At 74.1% G+C, this 23,456-nt stretch carries 23 protein-coding genes and 3 tRNA genes; 20 read left to right on the top strand and 6 right to left on the bottom strand.

Translation table 11 applies throughout. The features are described 5' to 3' along the window. Positions 1-93 precede the first annotated feature (93 nt). Positions 94-981, bottom strand: a complete 888-nt coding sequence (locus ABT299_RS42780; RefSeq protein WP_387027234.1) for a GntR family transcriptional regulator — start codon at positions 979-981, stop codon at positions 94-96. 279 nt (positions 982-1,260) lie between these two features. Between ABT299_RS42780 and ABT299_RS42775 the strand changes: the two genes are divergently transcribed. The 10 genes from ABT299_RS42775 to ABT299_RS42730 all read left to right on the top strand — a co-directional run bounded on the left by ABT299_RS42775 (position 1,261) and on the right by ABT299_RS42730 (position 5,991). After that, on the top strand, positions 1,261-1,476 hold the full coding sequence (locus ABT299_RS42775) for a hypothetical protein (RefSeq protein WP_190865056.1): 216 nt from the start codon (positions 1,261-1,263) through the stop codon (positions 1,474-1,476). 46 nt (positions 1,477-1,522) lie between these two features. Further along, positions 1,523-1,984, top strand: coding sequence for a hypothetical protein (locus tag ABT299_RS42770; protein ID WP_500254263.1), 462 nt, complete (start codon positions 1,523-1,525; stop codon positions 1,982-1,984). Between the two features lie 202 nt (positions 1,985-2,186). Then, positions 2,187-2,588: a DUF6292 family protein gene (locus tag ABT299_RS42765; RefSeq protein WP_500254262.1), complete on the top strand. Its 402-nt coding sequence runs from the start codon at positions 2,187-2,189 to the stop codon at positions 2,586-2,588. Positions 2,589-2,768: 180 nt separating this feature from the next. After that, positions 2,769-3,140 (top strand): SEL1-like repeat protein, encoded by a 372-nt coding sequence (locus ABT299_RS42760; protein ID WP_190865051.1) that lies wholly within the window; start codon positions 2,769-2,771, stop codon positions 3,138-3,140. 86 nt (positions 3,141-3,226) lie between these two features. Beyond that, a complete protein-coding gene (locus ABT299_RS42755) occupies positions 3,227-3,985 on the top strand; it encodes a cellulose binding domain-containing protein (protein WP_500254261.1) in 759 nt (252 codons plus the stop codon). Positions 3,986-4,007: 22 nt separating this feature from the next. Next, complete coding sequence (locus ABT299_RS42750; protein ID WP_190865047.1) at positions 4,008-4,772, top strand: fumarylacetoacetate hydrolase family protein; 765 nt, start codon at positions 4,008-4,010, stop codon at positions 4,770-4,772. A gap of 55 nt (positions 4,773-4,827) precedes the next feature. Continuing rightward, positions 4,828-5,460, top strand: coding sequence for a DUF2461 domain-containing protein (locus tag ABT299_RS42745; RefSeq protein WP_500254260.1), 633 nt, complete (start codon positions 4,828-4,830; stop codon positions 5,458-5,460). A 104-nt stretch (positions 5,461-5,564) separates the two neighbouring features. Continuing rightward, a tRNA-Gln gene (locus tag ABT299_RS42740) sits at positions 5,565-5,636 on the top strand. Positions 5,637-5,658: 22 nt separating this feature from the next. After that, a tRNA-Glu gene (locus ABT299_RS42735) sits at positions 5,659-5,731 on the top strand. Between the two features lie 187 nt (positions 5,732-5,918). Further along, positions 5,919-5,991: transfer RNA gene (locus ABT299_RS42730), tRNA-Glu, on the top strand. A 63-nt stretch (positions 5,992-6,054) separates the two neighbouring features. Here ABT299_RS42730 and ABT299_RS42725 read toward each other — a convergent pair. The 4 genes from ABT299_RS42725 to ABT299_RS42710 are packed head-to-tail and all read right to left on the bottom strand — an operon-like array spanning position 6,055 to position 10,658. After that, the gene (locus ABT299_RS42725; RefSeq protein WP_500254259.1) at positions 6,055-8,148 is read right to left on the bottom strand and encodes a hypothetical protein; all 2,094 of its coding nucleotides are present in this window, start codon (positions 8,146-8,148) and stop codon (positions 6,055-6,057) included. Further along, the gene (locus ABT299_RS42720) at positions 8,129-8,782 is read right to left on the bottom strand and encodes a hypothetical protein (protein WP_500254258.1); all 654 of its coding nucleotides are present in this window, start codon (positions 8,780-8,782) and stop codon (positions 8,129-8,131) included. The genes ABT299_RS42725 and ABT299_RS42720 overlap by 20 nt, the downstream gene beginning before the upstream one ends. Continuing rightward, complete coding sequence (locus ABT299_RS42715) at positions 8,779-10,335, bottom strand: PrsW family glutamic-type intramembrane protease (RefSeq protein ID WP_500254257.1); 1,557 nt, start codon at positions 10,333-10,335, stop codon at positions 8,779-8,781. The genes ABT299_RS42720 and ABT299_RS42715 overlap by 4 nt, the downstream gene beginning before the upstream one ends. Then, a complete protein-coding gene (locus tag ABT299_RS42710; protein ID WP_500254256.1) occupies positions 10,332-10,658 on the bottom strand; it encodes a hypothetical protein in 327 nt (108 codons plus the stop codon). The genes ABT299_RS42715 and ABT299_RS42710 overlap by 4 nt, the downstream gene beginning before the upstream one ends. A 418-nt stretch (positions 10,659-11,076) precedes the next feature. Between ABT299_RS42710 and ABT299_RS42705 the strand changes: the two genes are divergently transcribed. Next, entirely contained in the window at positions 11,077-11,529 is a 453-nt protein-coding gene (locus ABT299_RS42705; protein WP_190865035.1) for a helix-turn-helix domain-containing protein, read from the top strand. 43 nt (positions 11,530-11,572) lie between these two features. On the opposite strand, the gene ABT299_RS42700 is transcribed toward ABT299_RS42705, so the two are convergent. Further along, on the bottom strand, positions 11,573-14,080 hold the full coding sequence (locus ABT299_RS42700; protein WP_500254255.1) for a hypothetical protein: 2,508 nt from the start codon (positions 14,078-14,080) through the stop codon (positions 11,573-11,575). 206 nt (positions 14,081-14,286) lie between these two features. On the opposite strand from ABT299_RS42700, the gene ABT299_RS42695 reads away from it, so the two are divergent. The 9 genes from ABT299_RS42695 to ABT299_RS42655 form a co-directional block, all read left to right on the top strand. After that, positions 14,287-15,705 (top strand): MFS transporter, encoded by a 1,419-nt coding sequence (locus tag ABT299_RS42695; RefSeq protein ID WP_500254254.1) that lies wholly within the window; start codon positions 14,287-14,289, stop codon positions 15,703-15,705. 153 nt (positions 15,706-15,858) lie between these two features. After that, entirely contained in the window at positions 15,859-16,203 is a 345-nt protein-coding gene (locus tag ABT299_RS42690; RefSeq protein ID WP_190859630.1) for an NADH-quinone oxidoreductase subunit A, read from the top strand. Next, on the top strand, positions 16,194-17,141 hold the full coding sequence (locus ABT299_RS42685; protein ID WP_500254253.1) for a hypothetical protein: 948 nt from the start codon (positions 16,194-16,196) through the stop codon (positions 17,139-17,141). The genes ABT299_RS42690 and ABT299_RS42685 overlap by 10 nt, the downstream gene beginning before the upstream one ends. Next, the gene (locus ABT299_RS42680) at positions 17,134-17,997 is read left to right on the top strand and encodes a complex I subunit 1 family protein (protein ID WP_500254252.1); all 864 of its coding nucleotides are present in this window, start codon (positions 17,134-17,136) and stop codon (positions 17,995-17,997) included. Before ABT299_RS42685 ends, ABT299_RS42680 begins: the two co-directional genes overlap by 8 nt. 10 nt (positions 17,998-18,007) lie before the next feature. Next, the gene (locus ABT299_RS42675) at positions 18,008-18,517 is read left to right on the top strand and encodes an NADH-quinone oxidoreductase subunit J family protein (protein ID WP_500193062.1); all 510 of its coding nucleotides are present in this window, start codon (positions 18,008-18,010) and stop codon (positions 18,515-18,517) included. Then, on the top strand, positions 18,514-18,819 hold the full coding sequence (gene nuoK, locus ABT299_RS42670; protein ID WP_387027261.1) for an NADH-quinone oxidoreductase subunit NuoK: 306 nt from the start codon (positions 18,514-18,516) through the stop codon (positions 18,817-18,819). The genes ABT299_RS42675 and nuoK overlap by 4 nt, the downstream gene beginning before the upstream one ends. Beyond that, a complete protein-coding gene (locus ABT299_RS42665) occupies positions 18,816-20,603 on the top strand; it encodes a proton-conducting transporter transmembrane domain-containing protein (RefSeq protein WP_500254251.1) in 1,788 nt (595 codons plus the stop codon). Before nuoK ends, ABT299_RS42665 begins: the two co-directional genes overlap by 4 nt. Then, complete coding sequence (locus ABT299_RS42660) at positions 20,597-22,093, top strand: complex I subunit 4 family protein (protein WP_500254250.1); 1,497 nt, start codon at positions 20,597-20,599, stop codon at positions 22,091-22,093. Before ABT299_RS42665 ends, ABT299_RS42660 begins: the two co-directional genes overlap by 7 nt. Then, the coding region (locus ABT299_RS42655; protein WP_500254249.1) for an NADH-quinone oxidoreductase subunit N at positions 22,090-23,456 on the top strand (1,367 nt) is incomplete at its 3' end. The genes ABT299_RS42660 and ABT299_RS42655, both read left to right, overlap by 4 nt.

Below are 23,456 nucleotides of genomic sequence, written 5' to 3'. Positions count from 1 at the left end.
CCTCCGGGCCCGACGCCGGGAGCCGTGGCTTCCGCGGGGACCGGAACGGGGGCGGTGGATGTGTGCGAACGCCGCGGCCGGGCGGCCGGGGGGTCACCCGCCGCGGGACCCGCCGTCCGGCGCCTTCTCCGGGGAAGGGCCGTCCGCGGGCGGCTGACCTGGTGCGCGCATGACCTGTTCGGGGACCTTCCCGTCGTTGTAGTGCAGCCTCGTCCGGTCGGCCGGCCAGACCGTCACGGTGAGGCGGAACGCGTCGCCCTCGGCGGAGTAGGCGGTGCGGATGGTCTCGAAGACGACGTCGGCCGCCGAGTCGCCCAGGCTGAAGAAGCGCTTCTCGTTGCCGTCGGGGACCCGGGCGCGGATCTCGTCGTGGAAGCCGACCTCCTTGTAGCCGAGGGTCTCGCCGAGGTAGCCGACCGCGCCCTGCGGGATGTCGGTCGGTTCGAGCAGCCGGGGCGCCCCGCCGGTGGCGAACCGCAGCGGGTAGAACGAGGTCTGCAGCGCCCACGGCCGCTCGTCGACGAAGATCTCCTGGTGCCGGGAGACGAACGTCTCGCCGTGCTCGGCCTGGAGGTACCAGGCGACCAACTGGGTGCCCTGCTGGATCTCCACCTTCACCGGTGAGACCGTCACGTCCTGGCCGGCGGGGATGAACGCGTCGCGGTTGTACCACTCGCCCTCGCCGCTGCCGGGCGCGAGGCCCAGCGGCATCGCGGACAGGGTGACGTGGACGGTGCTCGGCCGGTAGACGACGAAGGTGCCCTTGCCCTGCTCGGAGACGACCCTTCCCTGGTTCGCCAGCCAGGCCAGCGCGTCGCGGATGGTGTTGCGCGACGCGCCGTAGTGCTGCTCCAGGTCCTTCTCCGCCGGGAGCCGGCGCCGGGCGGCGGTGCCGGAGGGCTCGGCCAGGTCCCCGGTCTCGATCCGCCGGAGCAGGTCGTCGGCGATGTCCCGCCAGCGCAGCGGTGTCGCGCGAGCCATGGTGGCGATCCCCTTCCCGGCCGGCGCCCGGGCCGCGCACCTCGTCGTGCGCGCCGTGCGGGAGCGGCCCCGAATCGGACGTCAAGAGCTGAACAAGTAGTTCCCACTCAACATGTTTGCAATCTCCTAAGAGGGTAACACTCATACTGAGCAACTTGTTGGTACAAGTGGAGTTCCAAGGAAAGCTCGACAACAGTAGCAGTGTGATGGGTGGCATGTAAGAAATATGTAGAACTAGCAGACGGGTCGGCCGGACCGAACCTGTCGGAAGGAGCCGACATGGCTGCGTCAGTGACCGTCTACCTGTGGATCCTCGTTCCGCTGACGGTGTTCGGGGCCCTCGTGATCTCGATCGTTCTGGCCGGGCGGAGGTTCAACTCCACGGTCTTCCGTGGGCAGGGGCCGCAGTGGTCGAACCGTCAGGGCCTGTTCGTGAACGTGGTCGACCCGGCGCTGCCGGTCGGCCGCCGCCAGAAGAGCCGTACCAGCACGTGATCTCCGTCGCCACGTGGGCGGGACGCCGAGCCGAGGAGAGGTCGAGGTGGAAGAGAGCGGGACACAGGCACCGCCGGTCGGTGCGGCGCCAGGGGAGTGGCGGGCGGTGCGGTTCGGCGAGCGGCCGACGGCGGGGGCGTACCCGCGGCTGGTGCTCACCCCGGTGCCGGCGGACGGCGCCGGGGTCCGCCCCGGCGGCGCCCGTACCTGGAACGCCGCGCACGGGCGGGGCGCGGCATGGAGGGCGTCGGCCGCCGCCTGGGGACCGGGCGTCCCGGGGACGCCCGGCGCCGTGTGGGCGGTCGCGGCCGGGCTCGCGGTCCTCGTGATCATCGAGGCGCTGGGCCGGCGGGCGAGCGCGCCGCGCGGGCTCACCGCGGTGTGCTCGGCCGCCGCCTTCGCGGTCGCCGTCGCTCCCGGCCTCACCGCCGCGGCGTGCGCGCGCCGGCGGTCCGAGACCGCCCGGACCGGGGCCCGCGAACCCGAGGCCGCCGCGCCGGCGGGCTGAGCGCGCCGGTCCCGGTGCCGGCCGTGGGCGGGGGCCTGCGGCCCGCTCGTGACCGCGTTGTCAGTGACGGGGGAGACGGAAGGGAGGCAATGGGCCAACGGGTGAGTTCATGCTGTCTTCATGTGAAGAAAATTGCGCTGAAATGGGACATAAGTGACTTGATCCCTCATACTGCAATCAAGCGGAAGAGAGGGATGTGCTAGTGACCGGCCACGTTCAGCCCCAGGCTCACCCGGACCCCCACGTCGACGCCACCCGCGGATACATCACCATGGTCAGCGACGCGCTCCAGGCATCGGGGACGCTCCTGGCGGACGTGTGGCTCGATCCGTCCCACCCCCGCGACGCCACCTTCCTGCTCGGCGCCCGGGCGGTCGTCTGGACCGAGACGGACGGCTTCGTCGTCGGCGAGTTCGTCTCCGGCGCCCCCGGCGTCCGGACCGTCCTGCGCGACCCCGTCGCTCTCGGCGGCGGCGCGCTGCCCGACCCGCTCGTCCTCCCGTCCCTGCTCGCCGGTGCCGGCGCGGGCCCACTCGTCCGGCCGCGCTCGTACGACGACGGACACGACGGCTTCGACGACGCGCTGGCGCGGTTCGGGGTGTGAGGGCGGTCGTTCGAACGGACGAGGGTCTTTTCGCTCCTGACAACCGGTCAGGTGGATATTTCAACAAAACCGGCTAAAGCGGTGGCGGATTTCGGGCGCCGCCGCCACCATGGTTCGCGCACGGCACGCGTGAGGTTCCCGCGCGCCGTGGACCCGCAGCCGAACGACCGGAGTGATCGCATGCCTGTCCGACCCTGGAGTCCCGAGGACCTCGGGCGTCCCACGGACGGATCCTGGGCCGACGTCGCGTTCGGGCTGGGCGAGATCTACGAGGACGAGGGCGATCTCGGGCAGGCCGCCGACTGGTTCCGGCGGGCCGCCGAGTCCGGGCACGACGCGGCGGCGCTGCGGCTCGGCGCGGTGCTCGGCCGGATGGCCGACGACGGCGCCGACGGGTCCGCCGAGGACCTGCTCGCCGAGGCCACCCGCTGGATCAGCGGCGCCCAGGACATCGCCACCCCGGACGCGATCGAGCTGATCACCGACATGCTCAACCGGCACCAGCGGCAGGCCGCCCGCCGGGGGCTGGAGCCCGCCGGCCAGCAGTGCTGAGTGGACATTTCCGGCGCCCCCGTCGAACCTGATCGTCGCGCCCGCCGTCGGACTCCATGGGACCCGGCCACAGGGAGGGCGAGGAGTTGAGCGGCGACGAGCCCGGCTACGTGCCTCCTGACCACAAGACCACCGTCGAGTTCGCGCGTCCCGCCGGGCCGGCCGAGGCCGCCGCGACGCCGGCGGAGACCGGCGAGCCGGAGCCCGAGAGCGCGGACGATCCGGACGCCACGGCACCTGACCAGCCCGGACCGGACGATCGGCTGATCGTTGGGCCGCCGCCTGCCGAGAGCTCTGTGGCGAAGCCGGTGCTCGGCGGGTCAGGTGCGCGGTCGACGTCAGAGAAGGTCGTCGCGTGGCTGCGGCGCTTCCCGGTTCCCCTGACGCTGGTCGCCGCGGTGTTGGTCATGGCCGTGGCGCTGGGCGCGGTGTCGCTGTTCAGCGGAGGCGGATCGGACGGCGAGGAGGACGTGCCCCGGACGCCGGGCAAGACCCGCGTCCCGGCCTCGGGCCGTCCCACGCCGGGGTCGGTGGCGACCGGCAGCGGCATCACCTACCGGCTCGTCCAGCAGGACGACGGCTACTACGAAGGCCGGTTCGTCATCACCAACCGCACCGGACGCCCCATGCGGACGTGGCGGGTGAGCTTCGACGCGCCCGGCGCCGACGTCCGCAGCGTCTGGGACGCCCGGCTCGTCCAGGGCGGGGCCCACCCGGTGATCGAGAACGCCGACGGCGCCGACCCGATCCCGCCCGGCGGCACCCTGGACGTCCAGTTCGGCGCGTCCGGCGTCCCGGCGGCGCCGCGCGCGTGCCTGTTCAACGGCACCGCATGCGGCTTCTGAGCCGCGTACTAGGCTCTCGACCATGCGTATCGCCAGGTTCTCCACCGACGAGGGCATGTCCTTCGGCGTGGTGGAGGAGAACACCATCGCCGCCGTCGCGGCCCACCCGTTCGGTGACCTGACCTTCACCGGGCAGCGCTTCCCGCTCGCCGACGTGCGGCTGCTGGCCCCGATCCTGCCCAGCAAGGTCATCGCGATCGGCAAGAACTACGCCGACCACGCCCGCGAGATGGGCGGCGAACCGCCCGCCGAACCGGTGATCTTCGCCAAGCCGTCCACGGCGGTGATCGGGCCCGGCGAGGCGATCGCCTACCCGGAGAAGCTCTCCGAGCGCGTCGACCACGAGGGCGAGCTCGCCGTGGTGATCGGCCGCATGTGCCGCGAGGTCCCCGCCGCCCGCGCCGCCGACGTCATCCTCGGCTACACCTGCGCCAACGACGTCACCGCCCGCGACCTGCAGAAGAAGGACGGGCAGTGGACGCGGGCCAAGGGCTTCGACACCTTCTGCCCGCTCGGCCCGTGGATCGAGACCGAGGTCGACCCGTCCGACCTCGCGATCTCCACCACCGTCAACGGGGAGGTCCGCCAGGAGGCGCGCACGTCGCTGCTGCTGCACGACGTCCCCAGCCTGGTCGAGTACGTCAGCCAGGTCATGACCCTGCTGCCCGGCGACGTCATCCTCACCGGCACCCCCGCCGGCGTCGGACCCCTGGAGATCGGCGACGAGGTGACGGTCACCATCGAGAACGTCGGCGACCTCACCAACCGCGTCGTCGCCCGCGACTGACCCCGCTGTCGTACGGCGTCCCTAAGCTGGGGGGCGCCGTACGAAGGGGGAGGTCATGGCGTTCACCGGCTTCAGCGGCGAGGCGTTCGAGTTCTACGAGGGCCTCCTCGCCGACAACAGCAAGTCCTACTGGACGGCCAACCGCCGGGTCTACGACGAGCACGTCCGCGGCCCGATGGCCGACCTGTGCGCCGAACTCGAGGAGGAGTTCGGCGCGGTCAAGCTGTTCCGCCCTTACCGCGACGTCCGCTTCAGCAAGGACAAGACGCCCTACAAGACCCACCAGGGCGGCCACAGCGGCGGCTTCTACGTCCAGATCGACGCCGACGGCCTGATGGTCGCCGGCGGCATGTACGCGCCCACGCCGGAGCAGCTCCGCGGCTACCGGGCCGCCGTCGACGCCGACTCGTCCGGCAAGCGGCTCCAGGCCATCGTGGACGACCTGCGCGCCGCGGGCCTCGAGATCGCCGGGGACCGGCTCAAGACCCGTCCGCGCGGCACTCCCGAGGACCACCCCCGCCTGGAGCTGCTCCGCCACCGCTCCCTCTACGCCCACGAGGGCTGGCCCGTGGAGCCCTGGATGTCGTCGCCCGAGGTCGTCACCCGCGTCCGCGACGCCTGGCGCCGCCTGCGGCCACTCGTCGAGTGGGGCGACGAGCACGTGGGCCCGCCCGAATTCAGCCGCTGATCCCGCCCGCCGCGGCAATCGTTTTGGTCGCTGACCCCGGCGTCCTGTATTCTCTTCGAGGCGCGAGCGACCAGCCGGAAACGGCCGGGAAGCCCGTACCGCACTGGGGTATGGTGTAATCGGCAGCACGAGTGATTCTGGTTCACTTAGTCTAGGTTCGAGTCCTGGTACCCCAGCTCCGTCCACTGTCGTGGACAGGCCCCCGTCGTCTAGTGGCCTAGGACGCCGCCCTCTCAAGGCGGTAACGGCGGTTCGAATCCGCTCGGGGGTACGTTTCCGAGGCCGTGTGCTCGGCGAGGTCGACTCGCTCCCGCACACGGCCTCGTCGCGTTCACCCCGGGGCTGGACCCGCCGGGTACCTCCGGGTACGCGATGGTGGAATTCGGTTCGAGGTGGGGGTCCGGGTCCGGTAAGCTGGGCGAGGCCCGAGCGGGAGACCGCCAAGGCCGACAGTCCTTGCCCCCGTCGTCTAGTGGCCTAGGACGCCGCCCTCTCAAGGCGGTAACGGCGGTTCGAATCCGCTCGGGGGTACATCAGGGAGAACGCGACCGCGGGTCCGATCGGACCCGCGGTCTTCCGCTTTCCGGGGCCGGGTCACGAGGCCCGCCGCCTGCGGCCGGAGCCGCCGCGGACGCCGAAGGCCACCACGGCGAGCGCGACCACGATGATCACCGCGATGCCCTCGCGGCCGGACGCGAACGCGCGGACGGTGCCGGACGTCCTCGACCACAGCCCGTCGTCCGGTGTTCCGGCGCTCGCGCCCATCCAGATCGAGCCGTCGGCGGCGGACGCGGGGCCCGCCGCCGACGCCCGCACCGTCCGCGGCAGGTCCGGATGCTCGCGCTTCATCCGCTCCGCGCCGACGGCGCTCATCGGGATCCTGCTGAAGTCGACGCCCCCGGTCACCAGCTGCCGCACCACCCGCATGTCGCCCCTGTCGACGGTCTGGGTGTAGCTGAAGTCGCCGTTCTGGATGGAGCGGACGTAGGAGTCGTACACCTTCCGGGGCGTCCAGCCGTCCTGGAGCTCCGCCGGGCCGATGTTCCCCGAGCCGATCAGCTTGTCGAACGACGTGCGGTGGCCGTCCTGGTGCCGTTTGCGGATCCATTGCGCGACGATGCGGGCCAGGAACGCGCGGCGGATGGGAGCGTATTCGGGGGCTGTGTTGACGGCCTTGACGATCGCCGGCACGACCATCCGCTGTTCCAGCTGCTCGTTGCGCGCGTCGCTCGCCGGATCGGAGACGCAGGACAGCTTGCCCGCGTTGGCGATGTGCTGCGCCTTGGCCTTCACCGCCAGATCGGCCTTGAGGATGTAGAGGGACGAGCCGTCCTCGCGCACTTCGACGTCGCCGGGGACGATCCACATGCGAGACGAGTAGCACGCCTTGTCCGAGCCGGCGAGCAGCGCGTCCCAGTACCTCGCGCCGAGGTCGGTCTTCGGGTCCAGCAGCTTTCCCTCGGTCCGTTTCATGAGGTAGTCGGCTTCGAGAAGCGCCTTTCCGGCGTTGGTCCGGCCGAGCGCCGGGTCGATGACGCGGCTCGGCTCGTCGGGGTTGAGGTTCACCCAGAACCTGCTCGGATCGAGCACCAGCCACGTCCGCAGATCGGCCGTGCTGCTCGTGACCGCGTCCAGGCCGGACGCGAGGTCGCCGCCCGTCCCGGGTGCCGTCGGCCGGCCGGAGAAGGCGTACTTCACGCCGCCCGAACCCGCGTCGTCCGACAGGTAGCGCATCTGCAGGGTGGTGAAGTCGACGCCGCCGAGCCCGCCGCCGGTGAGGCCCTTGACGACCCCGTCGTTCTCCTCCTCGCCGCCGCACGGCCCGGCCATCGGGTACGCCGCCGGTACTGCGGTCCGCCCGCCGCCGAGGGGAATGCCGATCGACCCGGTCTTGCAGCCGACTCCGAGGTTCTTCTTCGCCTTCGCCTCTTCCTCCTTCGGCTTCTTTATCTCGTAGCCGCCGTTCCTGAACGACTGCCGTTCCTTCTGGAGGGCGGAGTCGCGGTTCTTCTCGTCGTCGCCGTGGTTGTACCTGGGGCCGCCGTTCTTGCGCAGCGTCGAGTACTCGCCGTGCTTGGACTTGGGATCGGAGCCGAGGAAGATCGAGCAGCGCTTCTCGCAGTCCTGCCGTTCCGTCTCCAGCGCGTAGACGCGGCTGGTCGGGATCCCCTTCTCCGCGAGCCAGTCGTCCACGATCTCCTCGGAGTGCACGTCCTCCAGCGTTCCGATCTCGACGCGCTCGACGAGGTCGTAGTCCTCGTCGAAGACCAGGAGCGTGATCTTCTCGGGGCGGCCGTTCACCGCCAGGCGCGGGGCGTTCGGCGCGACGGCGTACCGGATCGGGCCGCCGTCGGTCTCGGTGTAGGCGAACGCGGCGATGTTGCGCCCCGGCGACAGCGGGGTGTGGATGGCGAGGTCGCCGGGATCGACGACCTTCGTCGGCGCGTTGTTCTGGGGTGGCGCGATCTTGTCCACGAGGTGGGCGTCGTATTCCTTGATGTACGCCTTGATCGCCATGCCTTCGGCCGTCGTTCCCCAGGGCACCTTGTTGGCCGAGGGGACGGCCTGCGCCGGGCCGTCCTGAGGCGGGGCCGCGAGTGCGCCGGGCGCGGCGAAGGCGAGCGCGGCGGCGAGCGCGGCGGTGACGGCGGCGCCGCGGCGGGAGCGCTCAGGAAGCCGGTGGCGCATCGTCGCCTCCTGGTCCCTGCTCCTGCGGGGGTGCCGGGCGGGGCGCCGGTGGACGGGGTGGTGGCGGGGCGTTCCACGGGCCGGGCGCGCCATAGGGCGGCCGGGCCTGCGGCGGACCGGCGTAAGACGGCGGGCCGGGGTGAGGCGGCGGACTGGCGTGAGGCGGCGGGCCGTATCCGGGCGGGGGCTGCTGGAAGCCGGGGCCGGGCGGGTACTGCGGGGGCGGGTAAGCCCGTGGCGGTTGGACGGGGTATCCGGCAGGCGGCACGCCGGGTGGACGCCCCGTCGCCTTCGGGGCGAGATCGAGGCCGGTGGCCTGCAGATAGGCGGTCAGGGTCGGGGACGGGCCGGGACCGCTGGACGGGCCGCCCGCCGTCGCGGCACCGCGCCTGTAGGCGGTGGCCGCGGCGGCGGAGAGGGCACCGAGCGCCAGAAGCGCGACGATCGTGACGCCGCCGAGCGAGGTGCCGGTCGAGCAGGTGTGGCCGTGCCCGAAATCGTGCTTCCGCAGGTCGAGGGACGGCTTGTAGTCGTAGCTGACGTCGCAGGCGGACGCGCTCTGCGGCGCGAGCGGCAGCAGGAGCCCGGCGGCGAGGACCGTGCCGGCGGCGAAGCGCAGGGCGCGGCGGGTCATGGCGCCGCCTGCCCGGGGTGCGGGGTCGCCGGGGCCGCCGGAGCCGCCGGGGCCGCCGGAGCGGCGGCGGCGCGTGCCTTCAGCCGCATCACTTTCGCGCGCAACGCGTCTCCCTCCTCGCGGGCCGGGCCGTCGGCGTCGTCCATGTGCCGCCAGCGCCAGGCGGCGAGGTCGAGTTGGGCCGCCTGCAGGCGGCTGAGGGCGCGCAGCCCGTTCCATCCGTGCAGGCGCCAGGTGCCGGCGAGGGTCCAGAACCGCAGGGCCGGGTCGATGAGGAACGGCGCCTCCTGCCGGGTGACGGCCGGGCCGGCCGCCGTCTCGGCGGTCACGCCGGCCCGCGCGGCGGCGGCCCTGGCGCGCGTCCCGAGGACCAGCAGCACGGCGGTGACCAGGATGAACGGCGCCTGGGGGAGCAGCCACAGGAACGGCGAGACGATCAGGGTGTCGAACGGGCTCCCGATGTCGACGTGGTCGTGGACGACGTGGGAGAGCCACGCCGACAGGACCTCGGTGGCGATCGCGCCGGTGGACGCGGCGGCGAGGGCGGTCAGGGCGGCGCGCCGCCGCTCGCCGCGCCGCCGCGCCTGGGCGGCGACGCCGATCCCGGCGCCGAGGAGGGCGCCGAACGCCACCTGCCCGCCGAGCAGCCCGACGGACTGCCGGATCCAGTACTCGAAGCCGCCGGTCGCGCCGTTGAACGCGCTGAGCGACCCGTACAGGCGGATGAACAGCACGCTTTCGACGAGGTTGTAGCCGAGGCCGATGGCGGCGCCGACGACGAGGCCCGTCACGGCGTCGGTGAGGCGGTGCCGGAACAGCACCAGCAGCAGGACGACGCCCGCCGCGACCAGCAGCGCGTTCACGACGCCGAGGTGCACGACGACGACGTCCATGACGCGGTACTGGTTCTTGAGCTGAGCGGTCAGCGACGCCTTGCCGCCCTTGCCGACGAACCCGCCGACCGTGCCGAACGCGAGGTTGCTCGCGGCGCGTCCGAGGCCGAACACGATCAGCGCGCCCCAGCCGAACGCGACCAGCAGCATCGCGAGCGGGACCCGGGAGAACCGCTGCCCGTGGTGCAGCAGCCAGAGCACGAACGCGGTGCCGGGGACGCAGGCGAGCGCCTGCGCCGGGTACTCCAGGACGACGACGAGCGGGATGAGGCCGAACGGCCCGAGCATCACCGCGATCGTCGCCCAGGTCAGCGCCCGGGCGCGGCGCTCGTCCGGCCGGGTGACCAGCACGAACCCCTGAATGAGCGCCCCGATCGCGATGCCGGCGAGGACCGTCCAGAACACGGCCCGGGGCGTGCCGAGGAGCCGGCCGACCGATCCTCCGCCGGGCGTCTTCTGGAAGATCGACAGGGTCGGCTCGTCCGGCAGCACGTGCGGGCGGACGAGGTTGAGCAGCAGTTCGAGCAGGTACAGCGCGATGGCCAGCCGGACGACCAGGAGCGCCCGCCCGCGGGCCGCCGCGTCGTCGCGGACGGCCGCCCGGAACGCCGCGAGCGGCGCCGGCGCCGGCGCCGGGGTCGCCGGGGGGACGGCGGTCATGGCGCGCCTCCCGGGATCTGCGGAATGCTCGGCAGGGTCGTCGGGAACGACGGCATCTGCGTCGGGAAGTCCGTGGGGAGCTGCGTCGGCAGGCCGGTCCCGCCGGGCGGGACGCTGGGGAGCGTCGTCGGCAGGTCCGGCATGCTGGGCTGCACCGGGGTCGGCATCGCCGGCATCGTGGGCGTCTGTGGACCGTTGGCGCCGGTCAGGTCGATGACCAGGGCGGCGGCGAACAGTACGGCGCCGGCGAGCGCGCCCGCCGTCAGGAGCAGCAGCTGCGGGCGCGGTGCGCCGGACGCGCCGGCTTCGCGATTGACGTTCATCGTCCCTGTCGCTTTGTGCGATGTGATGGGGGCTCGTCGCGCGCCGCGTGCGGGGAGCGTGATCGGCGTCGCGTTCCGTTGCGTAGGGATCGGGATCCGGGCGGGGGACTGACGGATCGAAGGGTAAGCACGGCCGGTATACGTCGGGAATACGGCCCGCAGCCGGACGGAACGGCCGGACGGAACGGCCTCGGCCGCCGAGACGGCCGAGGCTGCTCTCTTTCTTACGAGTTGGGGACCGGTTCCCGGTCAGGTGCGGGGCGCGCCTGGGCGCGGGGGAGGCGGCGGGTCGCCCGCAGGTCCCGGTCGGGTTGCGTGATCGATCCGACACGGAGTGGAACAATGCCTGTGTCCTTGGCTGACGACCTCGCGTACGGTCAACTAAAGTCGTTGGGTCGGCGAGTTCGGGAGGGGCCGGATGGGCAACAAGACGGAAGAGATCGCGCCGGGCGCGACGCTGGCGGACAAGGTCGAGTGGCTGATCCGCAACCTGTGGCCGGCGGACGCCCATCCGCCCCGCAACAACGTCGAGACCGCCGCCGCCATCGCGCGCGCCACCGGGGAGGACATCTCGTCCACCACCGTGTGGAAGCTGCGCACCGGACGCCAGGAGAACCCGCAGCTCAAGACCCTCCGGGCGCTCGCCACTTTCTTCGGCGTGCCGATCGGCTACTTCGGGCGGCCCAGCGAGACCGCTCCCATCGACGAGGACATCACGCTCAAGGCCCTGCGCCGCGACGTCGAGCACGGCATCATCCGCCCCGAGGTCCTGCGCGCCCTCGTCGACCTGTCCCCGGAGGCCCGCTGGGTCGTCGACGAGATGATCCTCAGCGCCGCGGCGGCCGACCGGCGCCGCCAGGCCGCTCCCTGACCTGCGTTTCCGCACTTCCGAGCGGCGCCGGCGGTCGCACGGCTCAGGGAAGGGCCGTGTGCCAGAGGGTCGGCGTGTCGCCGTCCATGCCGGTCGCCACCAGGCCCTGTCCTCGTGCGGCCAGGCCGGTGAGGCGCTGGCTTCCCTCTCCAGCGAGGCGGGCCCCGCGCGGACGGGTGATCCGCCACGACGCGCCGTCCGCCGAACTCCACAGGGCGACGTCGTCCGTCCCGGCGGGCGTGCCCGCGAGGACGAACCCGCGCGGCGTCGCCAGGCTCGCCGCCAGCGCGGACGCCGGGACGGTCTGCGCGCGCCACGTCCGTCCCGCGTCGGACGAGACCGCGACGGCGTTGCCCGCGCCCGTCGCGACCAGCGTGTCCCCGCGCGCGACGACGCGGGTGAGCGGCCCCTGCACCTGCGGCGGCCGCACCGTCGTCCACTTCGCGCCGTCGTCGGACGTCCAGACGGCCGGGGCCCCGTCGCGCTCACCGACCGCGACGTAGCCCTTCGTCACGGCCGCGACGTCGTGCATCCTCCCGTCCCGCAGATCGCCGGAACCGGCCGTCCACCGGGCGAGGTCGTCCGAACGCCACGCGATGGGGGCCTTGTCCGTCGAGCCGACGACGACGTAGCCCGCCTGCCCGTAGGCGGCGCCGGCCAGCGCGCCGTCATCGTCCGCCGGGCCCGCGACGGAGTTCCACGCGCTCGCGTCACCCGACGTGAGCAGCAGCGGCTTCGCCGCGCTCCGTCCCGCCGCGACCCATCCCTTCGGCCCGTACGCGGCGGCCGCGAGACGCTGCACGCCCGGCCCCGTCAGGCCGGTCCCGCCCGCGCGCGTCCACGCCCGGCCGTCGCGCGTCGTCCAGACGGCCGCCTCGCCCGCGCCGCTGCCGATGGCCAGCGTCACGCCGTTGCCCGCCACAAGCCGCGTGATGGTCCGGTCCGGCGTCACCGCGCCCGGGACGGACAGCAGATCGATGTCCCCGTGGCGCGCGCCCGGCGCCGCCAGGTACGCGCCGGAGTCCTGGTGGCCCGCCACCAGCACGCCCTGCGGCAGTGCCGCCGCCGAACCCGCCTGACGGCCCTGGTCCGTGCCGAGCCTCTCCACGGACTCCCAGTTCACGCCGTCCTTGCTGCGCTGCGCGGCCACGCGCCCGTCGGTGAGCGGGGTGAGCGCGGCCAGGCCCGCGTCGGATCCGCCCAGCGCGGTGAGGCTGGAGTAGGTGCGGCGGTCGATGGTGCTCGACCGCGTCCAGCCGACGCCGTCCGACGACCGGAAGAACACCGCGAGCGCCCGCTTCTTCGGGTGCTTCGACGACCCGCCCGTCCGGCGTCCCTCGCGCGCCGCGAAGAACCCGCCGGGGCCCGACGTCAGCGCGACGACGGGCCCGTACGACCCGTCGCTCTGCGGGACCTCCGCGCGCGCCCACGTCCGTCCGCCGTCGGCCGACCGCCACAGATCGCCGTTGTCGTTCCGCACGACCAGCGTGGCGCCGCTCGCCGCGATGCTCACGGGCTTCCCTTGCAGCGGCGCTTGCTGCCGCTGCCATGCGGCGCCGTCCGAGGACGTCCACAGGACCGCCGCGCCCTGGTTGGTGCCGATCGCCGCGAAACCCGTGGAGGTGGCCGCGACACCGGTGACCTGGTCGCCCGCCGTGAACGCGCCCGCGGCGCCGGCACGATGCGTCCACGTGCGGCCGTCCGCGCTCGTCCACACGGCCACGCCGCCTGGACCGCGTCCCAGTGCCGCCCAGGCGCGGTCGCCCGCCACGACGACCTCCGGCAGGTCCTGGCCGGTGCCGCCTTCGTCCTTCACCTTCGCGGTGCTCCACGCCTTGCCGCCGTCGGACGACACGAGGATCTGCCCGCGCGGCGCGTCCACCGTCTCGCTGCCGACCGTCACCGCGGTGCCGCCGTGCACCGCGACCGCCGTGACCGTCTGCTCGTGGCCGTCGTACAGCGCGGCCGGGACCGCGAACACCTTGTCGGCGGCCTCGGCGCCCGGAGCGTCCTCGTGCCCGCCGCCGTTCCCGCCGTCGCGGACCAGGTAGGTCACGCCACCGGCCACCAGCACCGCGATCGCCGCGACCGCGATCCCCGACCGCAGCCCCGGCCGGAACACGCGCGTGCCGCCGCCTTCCGGTGGTGTGGGCGCGCCCTGCGGCCGGTCGAACACCAGCGGGTCTCCGCCGCGCGCCCGCCCTGCGCCGCCGACCGGCGGCTCCGGCTTTCGGACGCGCGCCTGGCCCGCTGCGGCCGGCGGGCGTGCCGCGTTGTTCTCCTGGCCGCCCGCGCTCGTTCCGGGACGTCCCATGACGGGCTCGCTCGCGGGGCGCGGCGGCCCCGGGGGTGGCGGCGCGGGCACCGGCTTCGCGGCGGGCGGGGGTGGGGCTGCTGCGGCCGGGGGGTCGGTGGGGGCGCTGCGCCAGCTCGCCACCAGCTTGTCGCCCTCGGCGGGCGGCGGTCCGGGACCGTCGCCGCGGCCCCAGGCCGGCGGCGGGGAGGGGGCGCCGGTCGGATCCCGATCGTCATGCCGGTCGGCCGTGCTCATGTTCGCCCCCCTCGCGACAGCACAGATTGCGAAGTGTACGGAATCGCGGGGGATCGGAGGAAGGCCGCGAGGAGATCGGGCCGGGGCTCTCCAGGCGGCGCGCACGACATTTTCCGGGTCCGCGGGATTAATACCCCCAGGGGGCATGTTAGGGTCCATCGCACATACCCCCTGGGGGTACAGCTCGAGTGGAGGAGTGGACCGTCATGTCCGCAGACCCGAGGCGCTGGTGGGCACTGGCCGTGCTCGCGACCGCCCAGTTCATGGTGATCATGGACACGTCGATCATCGGGGTGGCGCTCCCCGACATGCAGGGCGCCCTCGGTTTCAGCCAGAGCGGGCTGCAGTGGGTGTTCAACGCCTACGTCGTCGCCTTCGGCGGGCTGCTGCTGCTCGGCGGCAGGCTGTCGGACCTGCTCGGCGCGCGGCGCGTCTTCGCGGCCGGCTGGCTCGTGCTGATCGCCGGATCGGTCGTCGCGGCCGCCGCCGACGGCGCCGCCACCGAGATCGCCGGCCGGGCCGTGCAGGGGATCGGCTCGGCGCTGATCGCGCCGTCCGCGCTGACCCTGCTGATGGTGCTGTTCTCGGCCCGGCCGAAGGAACTGGGCAAGGCGATGGCGTTCTACGGCGCCGCGGCCCCGGCCGGCGGCACCGCCGGGGTGTTCCTCGGCGGCGTCATCACCGAGTGGCTAAGCTGGCCGTGGGTGTTCATCATCTACATCCCGATCGGGCTGGCGACGCTGGCGACGGTCCCGGCCGTCCTGCCCGCGGTGCCCGGCCGCCGCGCCGGGCTCGACGTCGCCGGGGCCGCGGCGGTCACGGCCGGGCTCGGCCTCGCCGTGTACGCGATCGTCCAGGCGCCGGGGCGCGGCTGGGACGCGCCGGCCACCGTCCTCCAGCTCGGCGGCGCCGTCCTGCTGCTGGCGCTGTTCGTGGCGTGGCAGCGGATCGTGCGCGGCCCGCTGATGCCGCTGTCGGTGTGGCGCACCCCCGGCCTCGCCGGGGCGAACGCGGCGATGGCGCTGCTGGGAGCCGCGTGGATCCCGATGTGGTACTTCCTGAACCTCTACCTGCAGCAGGTGCTCGGGTACGGGGCGTTCCCCAGCGGTGCGGCGCTGCTGCCGATGACCGCGCTGATGATGGTGCTGATGGTCGGCGTCACCGGGCGGCTCATCGCGCGGTTCGGCACGCGCCCGCTCATCGTCACCGGGCTGGTCGTCCTCGCCGCCGGGCTGCTCGTGCTGTCGACGATCGACGCGGACGGCGGCTTCCTCACCGACGTGCTGCCGGGCTCGCTGGTCTCCGCCGTCGGGATGTCGCTGGTGTTCATCCCCGCCACGATGGCCGCGATCGGCGGCGTCGCGCCGGAGCAGGGCGGGCTGGCGTCCGGGATCGTCAACACCACCTACCAGGTGGGGTCGGCGATCGGCCTCGCGGTGATGACCGCCATCGCCACCTCGCAGGGCGCCGGGAGGCCGGGCGACCTGCCCGCGCTCACCGACGGGTTCCAGGCCGCGTTCGTCGGCGCCGCGGTCGTGGCGCTGGCCGGTGCCGGTCTCGCGCTGGTGACGCTGCGCGCGCGCTCGGCGCGGCCGGCGGACGAGAAGGAGAGCGTCGGCGCGTGAGCCGGGCTCAGAGGGGAGCCGTCCCGGTCCGGGCGGCTCCCTTCCGCGCGTCCGGGCCCGTCCCGCTTTCCGGCGATTTACCCCCGGGAGGTTTCCTGCGGGCGGTGATCAGGTACACCTCCCGGGAGTGGACGCCGGGAGCGGGGAGGAGCGATGCCGCCGTACGCCGTGGTCCTCTCCGTCCTCGGGCTGGTGGGCGCGGTGATCGCGGCCGTCTACGCGATCTCGTACGCGATGGCGCCGGGGCCGCTGGAGGCCGGGCCCTTCCTGTCGGGCGGGCGGCCCCGCGAGCACGCCTTCTCGCGGTACCACGTCCGCTGGTACGCGGTGACGATGGTGTTCCTCGCCTTCGACATGGAGATGGTCTTCATGTACCCGTGGGCGCTCGTGGTGGCGTCGGTGGGCGCGAAGGCGGTCGTGGAGATGTTCGCCTTCCTGGGGCTGCTGCTGGTCGGGGTGCTGTACGCGTGGCGCGAGGGGGCGCTGCGGTGGGTCTGAGGGAGCGGCTGCGGGGGTTCGCGGAGCGGAGTCCGCGCCCGTTCGTCGTGTCGGCGGCGGACGGGACCGGCGACCGGCTCGCGGTCGAGGCGGGGCTGCGGGAGCGCCGGTGGCGTCCTGCGGTGTCGCCCGCGGAGACGGGCGTGCTGGTGGTCTGCGGCCGGCCCGGCGAGGCGCTCGCCGAGGCGATCGACCTCGTGTGGTCGGCGATGCCGGGCCCCCGGGCGAGGATCAGGCCGGACGCGCTCGACGACATCGAACCGGACCGGACGCGGCGGCGCGGCGCGGAACCGCCCGAGGACGCCGGCATGGCCGACCGGGCGGACGACCGGGACGGCCTGCGCCTCGACGTCCTGCACGTCCCGCTCGGCCCCGTGCTGGCGGACTGGCCCGCCGGGCTGCGCCTCGACCTCGCCTTGCAGGGGGACGTCGTGCAGTCGGCCGAGGCCGTCATGGTCGACACGGGCGGCGGACCGTTCTGGGCGGGGCGGGAGGCGGCGCGCCGTCTCGACGGCGCCGCCCGGCTCCTGCGGGTCGCCGGCTGGGACGACGCGGCGCGGCGCGCGGCCGTCCTGCGCGACGACCTTCTCGACGGCCGAGAGATCGGGCGCGGGTTCGAGGCGTTCGAGCGGACGGTCCGGCGGTCCAGGCTCCTGCGCTGGATGACCCGAGGGATCGGGCACCTCGCGCCGGACGCGGCGGACCGGCACGGCGTGCCCGCGCGGTACGTCGGCGACGTCGCCGACCGCCTGGACGGGTGGCTCCGCGACATCCGGCTCGCCCTCGACGGCGGCGGTACGCCGGTCGACGGCGACGACCGGGACGAGGCGCTCGTGTCCGTGCTGCCCGAGCTGGTGACGGGCGCCGACCTCGCGCAGGCCCGGTTGATCGCGGCGAGCCTGGATCCGGACCTCGGCGCGGTGACCGCCGATGCTTGAGGTGCTGGTGCTCGGTGCGCTCGCGGTCGCGGCGGCGTCGCTGGACGCGGCGCTGGCGGGCGGTCCGGGCCCGTTCCGCGAGGCGGCGCGGCTGCTGGCGATGGAGCGGCGCGTCACACCGCGCGCCGACCGGGCGCTGGCCCGGATCGGCGCGATCGCGCTGCCGGTGGCGGCGGCGCTCGCCGCGCTCGTCGTGCCGTTCGGCGGCCACGCCGCGCTGGGCAGCCGGGTCGGCGTCGTGTGGTTCAACGCGATGGAGGTCGTCGCGTGGGGGGCGGTGTGGCTGGCGGGATGGGGCGTCAACTCGGCGTACGCGCTGGTCGGCGGGTACCGGTTCGTCGCGCAGGGGCTGGCCTACGAACTGCCGCACATGTTCGCGCTGATGACGGCGGCGGTGGCGGCGCACTCGCTGGACCTGCGGGTGATCGGCGCGGCGCAGGGCGGGCTGTGGTTCGGGGTGTGGATGCCGGTCGCGTTCGCGGTGTACCTGCTGTCCGCGCTCGCGATGGCGTTCTGGGGGCCGTTCGGCGCGCCGCTCGGCGCCGACATCGCCGGGGGAGCGGCGCTCGACCTGCCCGGCCCGGACCGCCTGGTGTTCCTCGCCGGGCGGTACGGGCTGCTCGCCGTCGCGTCGGCCGTCGCGGTCCCGCTTTTCCTCGGCGGCGGGGACGGTCCGCTGCTGCCGCCGTGGCTGTGGTCGGCGGTGAAGGCGTGCGCGGTGCTCGCGCTGCTGGTGTGGGCGGGGCGGCGGCTGCCCGTCCTGCGGATGGACCGGTTCGTGCAGGCGGCGTGGATCGTGCTGATCCCGGCCGTGCTGCTGCAGATGCTCGTCGTCGCGATCGTCGTCGTGGACTGAGGAGGTTCCCGTGACCGTCCTGTTCTGGGTGCTCGCCGTCGCGGCGGTGGGCTCCGGCGCGGCGGTGTTCGCCGTCGGGTCGATGGCGCGGGCGACGTTCGCGCTGCTCGCGTCGTTCCTGTGCGTGGGCGGCGAGCTGCTGCTCGCGGGGCTGCACTACCTCGGCGTGCTGGTCGTGCTGATGATGATCATGGAGATGCTGGTGATGGCGGTCTTCATGGTCATGTACATGATGGACCCGGCCGGGCTGATGCCGATGTCGATGGTGCACAACCGGCGCGGCGCCCTCGCGGTCTCCGGCGCGGTGTTCGCGGCGCTGGCGGCCGGGATCGTCGCGATCCCGTGGCCGGAGCGGCGGGGCGGCCCGCCGCACGACCCGGCGTTCGCCCTGGGGCAGGCGATCATGGGGCCGAAGATGCTGGTCATGATGGTGATCGGGGTGGCGATCCTGGCCACCATGATCGCCACGGTCGTGCTCGCCACCCGCACCGGACGCTACGGCGAGGACGGCGCGCGATGACCCTCCAGGCGTTCCTGCTGCTCGCCGCCGCCCTGTTCTGCGTCGGTCTCTACGGCGCCCTGTCGCAGCGGTCGATCGTGATGCTGATGATGGGCCTGGAACTGATGATCAACGGGATCCTCGTCGGGGCGGCCGGGTTCTGGCACGCGGTCTCGCCCGGCGCGCCGGACGGCCAGGTCCTCGTCCTCGTCGCCCTCACGGTCATGGCGCTGGAGATGGCGATGGGGTTCGCCGTGGTCACCGCCCTGTTCCGGGCGCGCGACGTGGACATGGCCGACGACGCCCGCGACCTCAAGGGATGATCGTCGCGCTCGCCGTGACGCCGCCGGCCGCCGGGGCGCTGCTCCTGCTCGCCGGGCGCCGGGCCGACCGCGCGGCCCCGGCCCTGGGCGTCCTGGTGGCGGCGGCCGTGCTGGCGCTGGCGGTCGCGGCGGCGGTCACCCGTCCCGCGGCGCGGTTCGCGCTGCTGCCCGGGTGGCCCGGCGGGCTGGCCGTGGACGGTCTGTCGGGTGTGCTCGTGGTGACCGTCGCGTCCGTCCTGCTATTGATCCTGGTGTTCGCCGCCGCGGACGGCTACGGCGCCCGGTTCTTCGGCCTGATGCTGCTGTTCGCGGGCGCGATGCTGGTGACGGTCACCGCGTCCGACCTCGTCCTGCTGCTGATGGGCTGGGAGGTCATGGGCGCGATGTCGTACGCGCTCATCGGCTACGAGTGGCGCGAGGCGGAGCCGGTGCGCTCGGCGGACGTCGCGTTCCTCACCACCCGCGCCGCCGACCTCGGCCTGTACGCGGCGGCGGGCTTCGCGGTCGCCGGGACGCACTCGCTCGCGCTCTCGTCGCTCGCCGGCGCGGCGGAACCCTGGCGCGGCCTCGCGGCGGCCGGTGCCGTGCTGGCCGCGCTGGGGAAGTCGGCGCAGCTCCCGTTCTCGTTCTGGCTGTCGCGGGCGATGGCCGGGCCGAGCCCGGTGTCGGCGCTGCTGCACTCGGCCACCATGGTCGCCGCCGGCGCCTACCTGCTGCTGCGGCTGGACCCGCTGCTCGCGGCGACCGGCTGGGCCGGCACGTTCGTCGTCTGGGCCGGCGCCGTCACCGCGCTGGTGCTCGGCGCCGTGGCGCTGGCGCAGCGCGACCTGAAGCAGCTGCTCGCCGCGTCGACCTGCGCGCAGATCGGGTTCATGGTGCTGGGCGCGGGCGCCGGCTCCGTGTCCGGCGGTACCGCGCAGCTCGTGGCGCACGCGGCGGTGAAGAGCCTGCTGTTCCTGTGCGCGGGCGCATGGCTGACCGCCCTCGGCACCAGGCGGCTGGACGGGTTGCACGGTGCGGCGCGCCGGTACCGGCTGGTCGGCGCCGCGTTCGGGGCGGGCGCGCTCGCCTTGGCCGGGCTGCCGCCCTTCGCGCTGTGGGTGACGAAGGACGAGGTGCTGACCGCCGCCGGTGCGCGCTCGCCCGCGCTCCTCGCGGTCGGGCTCGCCGCGTCCGTCCTGTCCGCCGCCTACGCCGCCAAGGCGCTGTTCGCCGTGTGGCGCGGCACCCGCACGGACGGGGCGCGCGTGCCCTTGCTCGCCCGCCTACCGCTGGTCGTCCTGGCGGGGGCGGCCTGCTCGCTCGGCGTGCTCGGGCTGCGCGGCGTCGCCGCCGCTCTGGGCATTCCGGGCGAGACGCGGGTGAACGGCCTGGAACTGGCGGTCTCCGGCGTCCTGGCGGCGTTGACGATCGTCGCCGTCCGGTTCGCGCGGGCGGTCCCGGCACCCGTGTGGGCGGCGGACTGGCTGTTCCTCGAACGGGCCGCGCGGGCCGGGATCGTCCGCCCGGCGTTCGCGGTGGCGCGCGCGCTCGCCGCGTTCGACGACCGGTACGTGGACGGCGCCGTCCGGGCCGTCGCGCGGTCCGGACAGCGGGCCGCCGGGCTCGCCGGACGCGGCGCCGAACCGCGGCTCGACGGCCTGGTCGCCGGGGTCGGGCGGGGCGCGCGGCGGTTCGCCGCGCTGGCACGGCGCCCGCAGACCGGGCTCGTCCACACCTACTACGCGCAGGCGGCGGTGCTGCTCGCGGTCCTCGTCGCCGTCGCCGTGCTGGCGGGGTGGTGACCGTGCTGTCGCTGGCCGTCTTCCTGCCGCTCGCCGCCGCGCTCGTCCTGCCGGCCGTACCGCGCCGCGCCGCGCCGTGGTTCTGGATCGCCGTCACCCTCGCCGACCTCGCCCTCGTCGCGGGCATGTGGGCGGCGCACGGCACCGGACCCGGCATCGCCTACGAGACGGACGTGCGGTGGATACCGTCCGTCCGGGCGGGCTACCACGTGGGCCTGGACGGGCTGTCCTTCCCGCTCGTCACGCTGACCGCCGTACTGTTCGCCGCCTGCGCGGTGTACTCGGTCCGGCAGACGCATCGGGTGCGGGCGTTCGCGATCCTCTTCCTGTTCCTGGAGACGGTGTGCCTCGGGCTGTTCGCGGCCCTGGACCTGCTGCTGTTCTTCGTCTTCTTCGACCTGTCGATCGTCGGCATGTACTTCGTGATCCTGCTGTGGGGGCACGGCGACCGGACCGCGTCGGCGCTGAAGTTCTTCCTCTACACGTTCCTCGGCTCGCTGGTCCTGCTGCTCGGCTTCATCGGCCTCTACCTCGGCGCGGACCCGCACACCTTCGACATGGTCGAGCTCGCCCGGCACCCGCCGCTCGCCGGCTCGCCCGGACTCGCCGGGCTGACGCTGCTGGCCGTCGGCCTCGGCCTCGGCATCAAGACGCCCGTCGTGCCGTTCCACACATGGCTGCCGCCCGCGCACACCGACGCGCCCGCCGCCGGGTCCGCGATCCTCGCCGGGGTCATGCTGAAGATGGGCGCGTACGGGTTCGTCCGCATCGCCATGCCGATGCTGCCGGACGCCTGGAGCCGGTACGCGCTCGTCTTCCTCATCGTGGGCCTGGTGGGCGTCCTGTACGGGGCGCTGGTGGCGCTCGCACAGGACAACGTGAAGCGGCTCGTCGCCTACACGTCCGTCAACCACATGGGCTACATCGTCCTGGCTCTCGGCGCCGCCGGGTACGCGTCCGGGCACGCGGACGCGCGCAGGCTCGCCGTCACCGGGGCGGTCACGCAGATGGTCTCCCACGGCCTCGTCACCGGCGCTCTGTTCCTGCTCTGCGGCGTCCTGCACGACCGGGCGGGAAGCTACGACCTCGGACGGTTCGGCGGCATCGCGCGCACCGCGCCCGTCTACGCCGGGATGCTGGCGCTCGCCGCGTTCGCCGCCCTCGGGCTGCCCGGCCTGTCCGGGTTCATCGCCGAGTTCCAGATCTTCGCCGGGACGATCGGGAGCGGCACGACGGCGGCGGCCGTGACCGGGGCGATCGCCGTCCTCGGCATCCTCGTCACCGCGGCGCTGTTCCTGCGCGTCCTGCACCGGGCCGTGCTGGGCGCGCCCGGCGAGCTGTCCGAGCGGGTCGGGGACGCGCGGCGGCCCGAGCGCGCGGCGATCGTCCCGCTGCTGGCGCTGTCGCTGCTGATCGGGGTCGCGCCGCGCGCCCTGCTCGACACGATCGAGCCGGTGTCGGCGGCCGTGACCGCGGTGACCGGCCGATGAACGAGAACCCCGCCGACCTCGCCCCCGAGCTGTGCGTGCTGATCGCCGCCGTCCTCGGGCTGGTCAACGGGCTGTTCCTGCCCCGGACCCGGCAGTGGCGGGTCGCGGTGGTCTGCGCGGCCGGGCTCGCCGCGGGCCTGGCCGTCGCCGCCGTCGACGCGACCCGCCCCGACCTGGTCGTGTTCGACGCGTTCTTCGTCGATCCGATCACGCACGTCACCCGCATCACCGTGCTCGGCGCGACGCTGCTGGTCCTCGCCCTGGCCGCCGGACCCGTCCGCGACCATCCCCGGGAGAGCGAGCACTACGTCCTGATCCTGCTGTCGGCGCTCGGCACGATGGTGCTCGGAGCCTCCTCGGACCTGCTCGTCGTCGTCGCGGCGTACCTGCTGGCGAGCCTCCCCGCGTACGCGCTCGCCGGGTTCGGCAAGGACGCGCACGGCACCGAAGCGGCGCTGAAGTACTACCTGATGGGCGCGTTCCTCGGCGTCGTGATGCTGGCGGGCGTCACGCTGCTCTACGGCGTCGGGCGCGGCACCGCGTACGGGACGCTCCGCGCGGGCCTGGCCGCCGCGCCGTCCGCCGCCGTCTCCACCGGCGTCGTCGCGCTGCTCGCGGGGCTGCTGTTCAAGGCGGGCGCCGTCCCCGGTCAGTTCTGGGTCCCCGACGTCACGGAAGGGGCGCCGCCGGCCGTCGCCGCGTTCGTCACGACCGTCCCGAAGATCGGGGCGTTCGCCGCGCTGCTGCGGTTCGGCTCGGAGGCGCTGCCGCCCGGCGCCGGGGGATGGCCCGCCCTCGTCGCCGTCATCGCAGCGGCCACGATGACGCTCGGCAACCTCGCCGCGTTCGGGCAGGACAACGTCCGCCGCCTGCTCGCCTACTCCACCGTCAGCCAGGCCGGATACCTGCTCGTCCCGGTCGCGATGGCGGGCCGCACCGACCTCGCGCGGACCGCGCTGCTGTTCTACGTCGCCGCCTACGCGGTGACGAACCTCGGCGCGTTCGCCGCCGTCGTCGCGGCCGGACGCGACGACCTCGCCGCCTACACCGGCCTGCTGCGCGCCTCGCCGCTCCTCGGGCTGTCGCTGGTCGTCTGCCTGCTCGGCTTCGTCGGGACACCGCCGACCGCCGTGTTCGTCGGGAAGGTCCTGATGTTCGGCGCCGCGCTCGACGGCCGGTACGCCTGGCTCGCCGCCGTCGCCGCGATCAACACGGTCGCGAGCGTCTTCTACTACCTGCGCTGGATCGTCCCGCTGTTCCGGCGGCCCGGCGGCGGCGGGCGCGCCGCCCCCCGGGCCCAGGGCGGCGCCCGGGGGGGCGCGGCGAGGAGCGGGGGGGGGGGGAAGCGTTTGGTGGGGCAAGT

This window comes from Spirillospora sp. NPDC000708 (assembly GCF_040299565.1).
In the GTDB taxonomy this organism is placed as follows: Bacteria; Actinomycetota; Actinomycetes; order Streptosporangiales; family Streptosporangiaceae; genus Spirillospora.
Note: the sequence above shows the minus strand (reverse complement) of the source record. Positions and strands in the feature narration are given on the sequence as shown.